At 72.4% G+C, this 11,317-nt stretch carries 11 protein-coding genes and 2 tRNA genes; 3 read left to right on the top strand and 10 right to left on the bottom strand.

The window, feature by feature from the left end:
- Window positions 1–72: 72 nt before the first annotated feature.
- The 4 genes from ACFVHV_RS25005 to ACFVHV_RS24990 form a co-directional block, all read right to left on the bottom strand.
- Window positions 73–735, bottom strand: coding sequence for an ATP-dependent Clp protease proteolytic subunit (locus ACFVHV_RS25005; protein WP_359914840.1), 663 nt, complete (start codon window positions 733–735; stop codon window positions 73–75).
- A gap of 55 nt (window positions 736–790) precedes the next feature.
- Entirely contained in the window at window positions 791–1,411 is a 621-nt protein-coding gene (locus tag ACFVHV_RS25000) for an ATP-dependent Clp protease proteolytic subunit (protein ID WP_380353544.1), read from the bottom strand.
- A 268-nt stretch (window positions 1,412–1,679) separates the two neighbouring features.
- Complete coding sequence (tig, locus tag ACFVHV_RS24995) at window positions 1,680–3,071, bottom strand: trigger factor (RefSeq protein WP_359914834.1); 1,392 nt, start codon at window positions 3,069–3,071, stop codon at window positions 1,680–1,682.
- Between the two features lie 306 nt (window positions 3,072–3,377).
- Window positions 3,378–3,451 (bottom strand) — tRNA-Pro (locus ACFVHV_RS24990).
- 194 nt (window positions 3,452–3,645) lie between these two features.
- Between ACFVHV_RS24990 and ACFVHV_RS24985 the strand changes: the two genes are divergently transcribed.
- A tRNA-Gly gene (locus tag ACFVHV_RS24985) sits at window positions 3,646–3,716 on the top strand.
- A gap of 74 nt (window positions 3,717–3,790) precedes the next feature.
- On the opposite strand, the gene ACFVHV_RS24980 is transcribed toward ACFVHV_RS24985, so the two are convergent.
- Window positions 3,791–4,348, bottom strand: coding sequence for a hypothetical protein (locus ACFVHV_RS24980; RefSeq protein WP_359914831.1), 558 nt, complete (start codon window positions 4,346–4,348; stop codon window positions 3,791–3,793).
- A 190-nt stretch (window positions 4,349–4,538) separates the two neighbouring features.
- On the opposite strand from ACFVHV_RS24980, the gene ACFVHV_RS24975 reads away from it, so the two are divergent.
- The gene (locus tag ACFVHV_RS24975; protein ID WP_380353536.1) at window positions 4,539–5,330 is read left to right on the top strand and encodes a DUF6348 family protein; all 792 of its coding nucleotides are present in this window, start codon (window positions 4,539–4,541) and stop codon (window positions 5,328–5,330) included.
- A 33-nt stretch (window positions 5,331–5,363) separates the two neighbouring features.
- On the opposite strand, the gene ACFVHV_RS24970 is transcribed toward ACFVHV_RS24975, so the two are convergent.
- From ACFVHV_RS24970 to ACFVHV_RS24955, 4 genes are all read right to left on the bottom strand, one after another.
- Window positions 5,364–5,561, bottom strand: a complete 198-nt coding sequence (locus ACFVHV_RS24970) for a hypothetical protein (RefSeq protein ID WP_359914825.1) — start codon at window positions 5,559–5,561, stop codon at window positions 5,364–5,366.
- Window positions 5,562–6,039: 478 nt separating this feature from the next.
- Window positions 6,040–7,266 carry a PP2C family protein-serine/threonine phosphatase gene (locus ACFVHV_RS24965; protein WP_359914822.1) on the bottom strand — a complete coding sequence of 409 codons (1,227 nt, stop codon included), beginning with the start codon at window positions 7,264–7,266 and terminating at the stop codon, window positions 6,040–6,042.
- Between the two features lie 352 nt (window positions 7,267–7,618).
- Window positions 7,619–8,104, bottom strand: a complete 486-nt coding sequence (locus tag ACFVHV_RS24960; RefSeq protein ID WP_359914820.1) for a ribose-5-phosphate isomerase — start codon at window positions 8,102–8,104, stop codon at window positions 7,619–7,621.
- A gap of 116 nt (window positions 8,105–8,220) precedes the next feature.
- Window positions 8,221–8,820 carry a biotin transporter BioY gene (locus ACFVHV_RS24955; protein WP_380353532.1) on the bottom strand — a complete coding sequence of 200 codons (600 nt, stop codon included), beginning with the start codon at window positions 8,818–8,820 and terminating at the stop codon, window positions 8,221–8,223.
- 266 nt (window positions 8,821–9,086) lie between these two features.
- Here ACFVHV_RS24955 and ACFVHV_RS24950 point away from each other — a divergent pair, with 266 nt between their 5' ends.
- Window positions 9,087–10,514, top strand: coding sequence for an amino acid permease (locus ACFVHV_RS24950; RefSeq protein WP_359914816.1), 1,428 nt, complete (start codon window positions 9,087–9,089; stop codon window positions 10,512–10,514).
- A gap of 138 nt (window positions 10,515–10,652) precedes the next feature.
- On the opposite strand, the gene ACFVHV_RS24945 is transcribed toward ACFVHV_RS24950, so the two are convergent.
- The gene (locus ACFVHV_RS24945) at window positions 10,653–11,285 is read right to left on the bottom strand and encodes a DsbA family protein (protein WP_359914814.1); all 633 of its coding nucleotides are present in this window, start codon (window positions 11,283–11,285) and stop codon (window positions 10,653–10,655) included.
- Between the last annotated feature and the right edge of the window lie 32 nt (window positions 11,286–11,317).

The following is an 11,317-nucleotide window of genomic DNA, read 5'->3' as shown; positions in this document are numbered from 1 at the left end:
GGTGCGCACCCGGGTGCGCACCCCGCCCCGACGGCCCCTCCGACCCGGGGGCGGGCCGGGAGGGCGCCGACCTCAGGAGGTCAGCGAGGTCTTGCGGGTGGAGATGATCTGGTCGATCAGGCCGTACTCGGCGGCCTCCTCGGCGGTCAGGATCTTGTCGCGCTCGATGTCGTCGCGCACCTGCTCCGCCGTCCGGTTGGAGTGCTTGGAGAGCATCTCCTCCAGCTGCTCGCGCATCCGGAAGATCTCCTTGGCCTGGATCTCCAGGTCGGACACCTGGCCGCGGCCGGTCTCGGTGTACGGCTGGTGGATCAGGATGCGGGCGTTCGGCAGCGCCATCCGCTTGCCGGGGGTGCCGGCGGCGAGCAGCACGGCCGCGGCGGAGGCCGCCTGGCCCATGCAGACCGTGGTGATGTCCGGCTTCACGTACTGCATGGTGTCGTAGATGGCCGTCAGGGCCGTGAACGAGCCGCCGGGCGAGTTGATGTACATCTGGATCTCGCGGTCCGGGTCCATCGACTCCAGGCACAGCAGCTGCGCCATGATGTCGTTCGCCGAGACGTCGTCGACCTGCGAGCCGAGGAAGATGATGCGCTCCTCGAACAGCTTGGCGTACGGGTCGTACTCGCGGATGCCCTGCGTGGTGCGCTCGACGAAGCGCGGGACGATGTAGCGGCCCTCGGCGCGCATGTCCTCGACGCGGGCCTTGGCGGCCGACAGGCTGGGGATGTTCATGGGGTCCTTGTCCTCCGGGGCGTTGGGGCTGTGGTCTCGCGGGCCGGGCCGAGGCTCAGGCAGCGCCCGTGCCGCCGCCGCCGGGGACGTCCGCGGCGCTGTGCATGATCGCGTCGATGAGGCCGTACTCCAGGGCCTCCTCCGGGGTGAACCAGCGGTCGCGGTCGGAGTCGGCGGTGATCTGCTCGAAGGACTGGCCGCTGTGGTGGGCGATCAGCTCGGACATCCGCTTCTTGGTGCGGAGCAGCTGCTCGGCCTGGATGCGGATGTCGGTGGCGGAACCGCCGAGGCCCGCGGAGGGCTGGTGCATCAGGATGGTCGAGTTCGGCAGCGAGAAGCGCTTGCCCGGGGCACCCGCGGTGAGCAGGAACTGGCCCATCGAGGCCGCCATGCCCATCGCGATGGTGACGACGTCGTTCTTGATGTACTGCATGGTGTCGTAGATCGCCATGCCGGCCGAGATCGAGCCGCCCGGGGAGTTGATGTAGAGGAAGATGTCCTTGTCCGGGTCCGCGGCCAGCAGCAGCAGCTGCGCGGTGATCTTGTTGGCGATGTCGTCGTCGACCGCCTGGCCGAGGAAGATGATCCGCTCGTTGAGCAGCCGGTTGTAGACCTGGTCGCCAAGGCCGCCGAGCACGTCACCAGCGGCGGCGTGCGGCGCCATCGGGCCAGGCATCTGCATCTGCGGGAACGTCACTTAGCCACCTGCTCAGTCGGTTTGGACGGTCGCTCCACGGCCGTCACGATGTCGCACAGCTTCCGGGTATCACGTCGTGATTGGTGCTGTCCAAGGACCCTAACGCGCAGGCCGGGCCGCAGAATCCCTCACGCAGAACTGTTCGCTGTGAGCGCAGGGTCGCGGTGGTCGCGGGCGGGGACGACAGCGGGCCCGGACACCGTACGGCGTCCGGGCCCGCTGCAGCCTGGAGGGGCTACCGGGGCGCTCAGGCCTCGGTCTTCTCCTCGGCGGAGGTCTCCTCGGCGGCGGCCTCGACGGTCTCGGCCGTCTCGTCCTCGTCGTCGAAGTTGATCTCGTTGCCCTCGGTGTCGACGACCTTGGCGGCCTCGACCACGGTGGCCAGCGCCTTGCCGCGGGCGACCTCGCCGACCAGCAGCGGAACCTGGCCGCCCTGGACGACCTGCTGGGCGAACTGGTCCGGGGTGAGGCCGGAGCCGGCGGCGCGGCGGATGAGGTGCTCGGTCAGCTCCTCCTGGTTAACACCCAGCTCCTCGTCGGCGACGATCTGGTCCAGGACGAACTGGGTCTTGATGCCCTTCTTCGCCTGCTCCTCGATCTCCGCGTCCCACTCCTCGGCGGTCTTGCCCTGGGTCTCCAGGTAGGCGTCGAGGGAGAGGCCCATCGGCTGGAGCTGGTGGTGCTCCACGTTGTGCTTGCGGGTCTCGACCTCGTCCTTGAGGAGCTTCTCGGGGTACTCGATCTCAACCAGGGCGAGCAGCGCGTCCAGGACCTTCTCCTGGGCCTGGGTGGCCTGGTCGTACTCCTTCATGCGCTCCAGGCGCTTGCGGGAGTCGGCGCGCAGGTCCTCCAGGGTGTCGAACTCGCTGGCCAGCTGGGCGAACTCGTCGTCCAGCTCGGGCAGCTCCTTCTCCTGGACGGCGGTGACGGTGACGGTGACCTCGGAGGTCTTGCCCGCCTGGGTGCCACCCTTGAGCTCGGTCTCGAAGGTCTTCTCCTCGCCGGCCGACAGGCCGACGACGGCCTCGTCGATGCCGTCGATGAGGCGGCCCGAGCCGATCTCGTAGCTGACGCCGTTGGCGGTGCCGTCGTCCGGCACCTCACCGTCGACCTTGGCGACCAGGTCCACGACCACGATGTCGCCCTCGGCGGCGGCGCGCTCGACGTCCTTGACCGAGGAGAAGCGCTCGCGCAGCTGCTCCAGCGACTTCTCGATGTCCTCGTCGGAGACGACGATCGGGTCGACGGTCACCTCGATGGAGGAGAACTCCGGCAGGGTGACCTCCGGACGGACGTCGACCTCGGCGGTGAACTTCAGGTCGCCGCCATCGGCGATCTTCTCGACACCCTCGATGTTGGTGATGTCGGGCTGTCCGAGGACCTCGATCTTGCCCTCGTCGACGGCCTGCGTGTAGAAGCGCGGCAGGGCGTCGTTGACGGCCTCTTCCAGCACGGCACCACGGCCGAAGCGCTGGTCGATGACCCGGTTCGGGATCTTGCCCTTGCGGAAGCCCGGGACCGAGACCTGCTGGTTGATCTTCTTGTACGCCGCGTCGAGGCTGGGCTTGAGCTCCTCGAAGGGCACCTCGACGGTGAGTCGAACCCGGGTCGGGTTCAGAGTCTCGACGGCGCTCTTCACGGTTAGGTCTCCTAGGGGCTTGCGGTCAGGTTGTCTCCGCCCGTCCCCATCGCCCGGCCGGAGCCGGAAGGGGGGTCGGACGAGACGGGCGATGGGCGGTTGGAGCTGCATCTCCCGTGGGGTGGACGGTGAGCTTGACTCCTCGCCCTCGTGCGGTTGACCTGGGTGGACGCCACAGGGACTACCGCCAGCGCCCCATCCTACCGGTACCACGAAAGGCGGACGCCAGGCGCCACCGTACCGCCGCCGGGGAGCTCCCACACAGAACAGGGCCCCGCCCCCGTCGGGCGAGACCCTGCCGCACTGTCGGGGTGACCGGATTCGAACCGACGGCCTTCCGCTCCCAAAGCGGACGCGCTACCAAACTGCGCCACACCCCGTGGTGCCGAGAGGAAGCGTACACGCCGGGCCTGCACGGCTCGCCGAGTTGTTCCGCGCGGGCGCGACCGCGACATATACCGCGCGGGCGCGAGGGGGTGCACGCAGGGCGCTGGGCGAGGGGGCGTGCGCTCGGGCGGCCGGACCAGGTACGCTGTCCCCCGGACTTCCGGCCGGTGACGGCTGGGAGCGTCGTGCGGGCGTAGCTCAATGGTAGAGCCCTAGTCTTCCAAACTAGTCACGCGAGTTCGATTCTCGTCGCCCGCTCTCCGATCCGGCCCCGGTGTGCCCAGCGCACCGGGGCCGTCGGCGTTCCCCGGGCCGCCGCGGCCCCTTCCGCCTCAGAGTCCGAGCCGTGCGGCCCGGGCGGCGGCCCGGTCCAGCAGCTGGTGGACGTCGCCCTCCCGGGTGGTCGGACGGTCGTTGTACTCGTCCGGGGAGCGCGCCGGGCGGCCGGTGGCGTGCAGCACCTCCATCAGCTGGACCCGGGCGGTGCGCACGGTGTCCGGGGTGCCGTAGCCGTGTGCCAGGACGGCGGCCTGCGCGCCGAGCAGGCAGACCCGGCCGGCCGCGTCCCACATCGCGCCCTGGAGCCAGCCGTGCGCCCCGATGTAGCGGGAGGCGAGCCGGAGGTGGTCGGCCGCGCCGACCGGCACGGGCCGCGCGGGCCGGCCCAGCGCCCGGTCGAGCAGGGTGGCCCGGGGCTCGGGGTGGCCGGCCTGCCAGGGCCGCAGGACGCTGCCGTGGGGGCAGACGTACGGCACCGGGGTGCGCGCGGGGGCGGGCAGCGAGGCGAGGTAGGCCTCGATCTCGGCGACCAGCCCGGGGCCGGCCGGGCCGAACGGCGGCGGCCCGGGGGCGAGGAGGACGGGCGGGGGCGGGGCGGTGGTGCGGGGCATGCGGGTCCTCCGGGCGGACGGCCTTCAGGTTCCGCTGCCCAAAGTGGGGCATCCAGGACAATTCCGCGACCGGAGGACCGCGGGGTCCGCATGGTTTCCCGGCGGGCTGTCGGGCCGATAGCCTCGGCGGCGTTCGAGCGCAGTTCGAGCGCGAGCTCAGCCGCCGCGCTCCCGAGGTGGAGGAGTCCCGGTGCATCCGCAGGAGCGACTGGCCGTCATTCAGCGCTGTGTGGTCCGGGAGATGGCGCGACTGGGCCAGGTGTTCCGCCCGGACGGCGAGGTGGTCCGCGGCCCCGGCACCACCGCGGTGGCGGTGCGCGAGCACCCCGGGGACGACGGCGCCGGGCACGTGGACCTCGGCTTCGTGCTCCACCTGGGCCGGGCGGACGCCCCGGTGGTGTGGGACTGCGCGGCAGGCCTCGGCAAGACCGAGGAGGAGAAGCTCGCCAACGCGGTGAAGATGTGGGCGACCACCACCGCCCCGGTGCTGGTCGAGGTCGCGGGGGGCCGCGGGATCCGCGCCGACCGCCCGGCCCTGCCCGGACTCCCGGGCTGGCACGCGGTGCAGGGGCCGGCCGCGGTGTTCGGCTTCGGCAACGAGCACCTGGCGGGCTGGCTCGCCGAGCACCGGGTGCTGCCGGCGCTGGCGCCCGCGCTGCGCGCCGGGTTGACCGGGCCCGGGCCGGTGGGCGTCAAGCTCTTCCTGGGCGGGAAGGCGGGGGACGACGTCGCCGAGGTCCGGGTGGGCGGCGAGGTGTCGGAGGCGGCGTCGGCGGCGCTGCGCGCACTGGACTGGCCGCGGGGCGAACGGCTGTGCTGGGCACGGCTGTTCGTGCTGCTGACGGCCGAACCGACGGCATCGGGGCAGCACACGCCGGCGGGTGCGGTGGCACCCGCGCCGATGCGTGCCCCGGCCCCGGCGGCGGCGCGCCCCCGGGGACTGTTCGCTCGCTGGCGGGAGGCCAGACGGGCCGACCGGTGACCCCTGGGCGAGGGTGCGGACGGCCCGGCCGGGTCAGCCGCCGGTGATGCCGGAGATGCTGTGCGCGAGGTTGGCCAGCAGGGAGTTGATGGAACCGGCGACCGTGGTCTCGTGGAGCATGAAGCCGAACAGGGCGGCGACGATCGCGTGCGGGATCTTCATCTGCTTGTTGCGGATGAAGATGATGCACAGGATCGCGAACAGGACCAGTGCGGAGACGGAGAGTGCCACCCGGACTCACTTCCTCGTTTTCATAGCGGGGTGCCGCCGCCCGGCGGCACCTGCGAAAGCCGGACCCCGGCCTGTCCGACGGTCCCGAGGCGGAATCGCGGACCGTCCGGCGCAGCGCCGGCGAGGGAGCCCGCAGTCGACCGCTGTCTGTCGTGCCGCACGTGACGCCCCCAATCCCCCGAATCCTGAACAGTCCCGCCCGGACTCAGTGTGGTCGACCGTGCCGATTGCGTAAAGGTCTGAAAGTCAGCCCAACGCCGATATCCTGCGATGCGAGACGAGTTTCCGCCGACCGGGACGATAGCGGAGCCGTCCTGACGAATCGTCGGCGGGGCCGTGCTGAGCGGCCGGAAAACGGCCGGGGGCGGGGAACGGAAGCCGCTGGTCCGCTCCGTCGACGGGGCCTGCGAATTGGCCGAAGATCAGCTGCCGGGCTTGACAGCGGCGGCTGCCCTTGGCATGTGCCCCGACGGCGCCGTCAGTCGCGCCAGAGCAGCAGCACGGCGCGGTCGTCGTTGATGTCCCGGGCGACCGTCTCGATCAGCGCCGCCGCGGTGCCCGTGCCCGTCCCGGGTCCGCCGCCGGGCACCAGCCGGTCCGCCTCCCCCATCAGCCGGTCCATGCCCTCCCCGAGGTCCCGGCCCGGGGCCTCGACCATGCCGTCGGTGCACAGCATCAGCACGTCGCCCCGGTTCAGCCGGCCGCGCACGCCCTCGAACTTGGCGCCGTCGTAGATCCCGAGCAGCGGGCCCTCGGCCTGCTTGACCTCCCAGCGCCCCTCCCCGGCCAGCCGCTGCATGCCCGGCAGGTGCCCGGCCGAGAGCAGCTCGTACTCCCCGGTGTCCAGGTCCAGCACCAGGTGGACGGCGGTGGCGAAGCCCTCCTCCCAGGACTGGCGCAGCAGGTAGCCGTTGGCGGCGGGCAGGAAGTCGTGCGCGGGCAGCGAGCCGACCAGGCCGCCGAAGGCGCCGGAGAGCAGCAGCGCGCGGGAGCCGGCGTCCATGCCCTTGCCGGAGACGTCCGCGAGGACCACCTCCAGCAGCCGCTGGCCGGGGCCGGTGCGGGCGGCGACCACGAAGTCCCCGGAGAAGGACTGGCCGCCGGCCGGGCGCAGCGCCATGTCCGCGTGCCAGCCCTCCGGCAGCTCGGGCACCCGGCTCTGCACCCGCAGCCGCTCGCGCAGGTCGAACAGCATGGTGGAACCGCCCCACCAGGGCACGCCGACCCGGGCCCGGAACTGGGCGAGCAGCAGGCCGCCCACCCCGGCGGCGCCGACCACCAGGGCCGCGCCCGGGGTCACGCCGTAGATGTACGCCTCGGGGTTGTCGCTGGCGACCCGCTGGCCGGTGTGGATCACGGACTCGGAGGAGAGGCCGAGCGCGGCCAGCGCGTAGAGCACCACCAGACTGCCGGGGCGCAGCAGCAGGGCGCCGGCCAGGATCGGCAGGACCAGGGAGGTGGGCGGGGCCCAGTCGGGCATCCAGATGTTGAGCAGGATCAGCAGCGGTACGAGCAGGGCGAGCGCGCAGAGCACCGGCCAGTCGGCGGCGCCGCCGCGGAAGTAGTCCACACCGGCTGTGCGCAGCCTTCGGCGGACCCGGCGGACCCTCTTGCGCAACCGGGCCGTCACGGACTCGGACGCCGTGGCGGCGCCGGGCCTCGTCGCAGTCGTCTGGGGCGGTGTGCCCGGCGCTCTGCCAGCCATGGGGTCCGACCCTATCCACGGGCACGGCCCGGCGTCGACGGGCCGGGGGCGGGCGCGGGCGCCGGAGCGCGGGGCGCCCGGCGGGTTTCGGCCGATCGGCGGGGTTGCGGGCGTGCCGTCAGGAGGCGTACGCCGGTTGGGCGTACGGAACCGTGCGGGCGGCGTGCGCGCCCCGCGTACGGGGGTGTCCGAGCGCCGGGGCCTGTGGCCGATCCCACAGGCGGAGCGGGCCGCCGCGGGCCCGTCGGGCGAGGTCCGGGGCCGTCCCGGGGCGTCCGGGGGCGTCCGGACACGGCGACGGCCGGTCGCACGGGAGCGTGCGGCCGGCCGTCGGGGAGGGTGGGTGGCGGGATCAGCCCTGCGGGTGGTGGGCCGGGATCGGCGGGAGCTCGCCGGTGGTCTCGTACTCGCTCAGCATCTCGATCCGGCGGGTGTGCCGGGGCTCGCCGCTGTACGGGGTCTTGAGGAAGACCTCGACGAACTCGGTGGCCTCCTCCTGGGTGTGCATGCGGCCGCCGATGGAGATCACGTTGGCGTTGTTGTGCTGACGGCCGAGCTCGGCGGTCTGCACGCTCCAGGCCAGCGCGGCCCGGACGCCCTTGACCTTGTTGGCGGCGATCGCCTCGCCGTTGCCCGAGCCGCCGATCACGATGCCCAGGGCGTCCTCGTCGGCGGCGGTGCGCTCGGCGGCACGCAGGCAGAACGGCGGGTAGTCGTCCTCGGCGTCGTAGATGTGCGGCCCGCAGTCGACCGGCTCGTGGCCGGCCCCCTTGAGCCACTCCACGAGGTGGTTCTTCAGTTCGTATCCGGCATGGTCTGAGCCCAGGTACACGCGCATGCCATGAGTGTGGCATGCGCGTGCGCCCGGGCCCGACAACGGGGGCGCCGACCGGGTGGGGCGGCGGGGTGGGACGGCGGCGCGGGGCGGCCGGGCGACGCGGGCCGCCGGGCGGATCAGCGCCGGCCGAGCAGCTTCCAGGCCAGCGGCAGGGCGCCGGCGGCGAAGGCGGCCTTGACGGCGTCGCCGACCAGGTACGGGTAGAGGCCGAGCTCGGCGGCGCGGGCGAGCGGCACGTGCAGCGACAGGGCGAGGTACGGGACGCCGACCGCGTAGATGGCGAGGCTGCCGAGGACCATGGTGACGGCGGTGTTGACCGGGGTGCGGTCGGCGCCGCGGCGGGCCAGCGCGCCGGTCACGGCGGCGGCGAGGACGAAGCCGATCACGTAGCCGAAGGAGGCCGTCGCCCAGCCCGAGGTGCCCTCGGCGAACCAGGGCAGGCCCGCCATGCCGGCCAGCAGGTAGAGCACCATCGAGGCGACGCCGCGGCGGGCGCCGAGCGCGGTGCCGACCAGCAGGGCGGCGAAGGTCTGGCCGGTGACGGGCACCGGCGAGCCGGGGACGTTCACCGACAGCTGGGCGGCCAGGCCGGTCAGCGCGGCGCCGCCGGCCACCAGGGCCAGGTCGCGGGCCTGGGCGCCGAGGCGGGTGGAGGCGGCGGGCAGCAGGTCGGCGAGGACGGTGCGGCGCGGTATCGGGGTGGTGGCAGTGGCCATCGGGGCTCCTCCGTGAGAGTCCAGGTGAGTGAACACCTGTGAACCTACGCGGTGATCCACTGGGCGAACGGCACGGTTTCGGACAAACCCCCGCCCTCGGGCATTGTCGGAACCGGACCGGAACAACTCCTGGTCACAGCATGATCACAGTAGGTTTCGGCAGGGTCCGCATGGTGGGCCCGAATCGAACATTCTTGGCATGGACAGGGGTGCCGCCGGATATTGGACAGCTCATGTCGCATACCGCACAGTCTGGAACCACCCCTATGGCCCCCACTTCCGCCCCGACGGCGACCGGGACCCCCACCGGCACCCAGCCGGCCGCAGGCCCGGCGTCGGGTGGTCAGCAGCTCTCGCACGGCCTGAAGCAGCGCCACCTGTCCATGATCGCCCTCGGCGGCGTGATCGGCGCCGGCCTCTTCGTCGGCTCCGGCGCCGGCATCGCGGCCGCCGGCCCGGCGATCATCCTGGCGTTCGTGCTCTCCGGCCTCCTGGTCATGCTGATCATGAGAATGCTCGGCGAGATGTCCGCCGCCCGCCCCGCCTCCGGCTCGTTCTCGGTGCACGCCGAGAAGGAGATCGGCCCCTGGGCCGGGATCACGGCCGGCTGGATGTACTGGGTGATGCTCTGCTGCGGCGTCGCCGCCGAGGCCACCGCCGCCGGGAAGATCGTCAACGGCTGGATCCCCGGCGTCTCCGCCTGGGTCTGGGTCGGCCTGTTCATGGCCTTCTTCTGCGCCAGCAACCTCACCGCGGTGAAGAACTTCGGCGAGTTCGAGTTCTGGTTCGCCGCGATCAAGGTCGCCGCGATCATCGCCTTCCTGGTCCTCGGCGGGCTCGGCATCGCCGGGGTGATCGGCCCCGGCGCCCCCGGCACGGCGAACCTCACCGGCCAGGGCGGCTTCCTGCCCAACGGCGTCGACGGACTGATCATCGGCCTGCTCGCCTCGGTCTTCGCGTACGGCGGCCTGGAGACCGTCACCATCGCCGCCGCCGAGTCCGACGACCCCAAGAAGAACGTCGCCAACGCCGTGCGCACCGCGGTGTGGCGGATCGCGATCTTCTACATCGGCTCGATGGCCCTGGTGGTCACCCTGGTCTCCTGGAAGGACCCGAAGGTCGTCGCCGACGGCCCGTACGTCACCGTGCTGAGCCACCTCGGGGTGCCCGCCGCCGGAACGATCATGCAGGTGGTGGTGCTGGTCGCGCTGCTGTCCGCGATGAACGCCAACATCTACGGCGCCTCCCGGATGGCGTACTCGCTGGTCGGCCGCGGCCAGGGCCCCAAGTCGCTGGCCAAGGTCAGCGGCGGGGTGCCGCGCAGAGCCGTGCTGATCTCCTGCCTGTTCGGCTTCGGCGCCGTGCTGGCGGCCAAGTTCTGGCCGGACACCGTGTTCACCTGGCTGATGAACACCACCGGCGTGGCGATCCTGGTGGTCTGGCTGTTCATCTGCGTCGTCCAGCTGCGGATGCGCCGCCGGCTGGAGCGCGAGGCGCCCGAGCTGCTCACCGTGAAGATGTGGGGCTACCCGTACCTCACCTGGGTCGCGATGGCCGCCGTGGCCGCCATCCTCGCCCTGATGACCACCACCGAGGGCAACCGCGACCAGCTGTACGCGGCCGGCGTGCTGGTCGCGCTGCTCACCGTCGCCGGGCTGCTCAAGCAGCGCCGGGACGCCGCCGCCCTGCGCTGACCTTCCCGTCCCCATGCATGGCGAGGGCGTGTCCTGTGGATTTCGCCGCGCACCCGGCAAGGATCGGCAGGACACGCCCCAGGGCCCGGTACCGATCGGTACCGGGCCCTGCCGCGTTTCCGGGGAACTACGTACGGCTCACTCGAAGGACGGGCCGGCCGTGCGGGTGCGCTTGATCTCGTAGAAGCCCGGGGTGGAGGCCACCAGCAGGGTGCCGTCCCACAGCCGGGCCGCGGCCTCGCCCTTCGGGGCGGGGGTGACCACCGGGCCGAAGAAGGCCACCCGCTCGCCGTCCGCGCCCTCGACCGCGATCACCGGGGTGCCGACGTCCTCGCCGACCAGGGTGATGCCCTCCTTGTGCGAGGCGCGCAGGGCGTCGTCGTAGGCGTCCGTGCCGCCCGCGTCGGCCAGCTCCGCCGGCAGGCCCGCGGCCACCAGGGCGGCCTCGATGGTCTCCCGGTTCTGCGGCAGGCCCTGGTTGTGGAAGCGCACGCCCAGCTCGGTGTAGAGCCGGCCGAGCACCTGCGGCCCGTGCCGCTCCGCGGCGGCGATGCAGACCCGCACCGCGCTCCAGGCGTTGTCCAGCAGCTCCCGGTAGCTCTCCGGGAGGTCCCGGTGCTCGTTGAGCACCGACAGGCTCATCACGTGCCAGCGCACGTCGACCGGACGCAGCTGCTCGACCTCGACCATCCAGCGGGAGGTCATCCACGCCCACGGGCAGGCCGGGTCGAACCAGAAGTCGGCGGTCTTGCGCTCAGTGGCAGTCGTCACTGGTGGTGTCCTTCGTGAGGCGATCCTGGGCA

The organism is Kitasatospora sp. NPDC127116, from assembly GCF_042677365.1.
Classification (GTDB): Bacteria; Actinomycetota; Actinomycetes; order Streptomycetales; family Streptomycetaceae; genus Kitasatospora; species Kitasatospora lactacystinica.
Note: the sequence above shows the minus strand (reverse complement) of the source record. Positions and strands in the feature narration are given on the sequence as shown.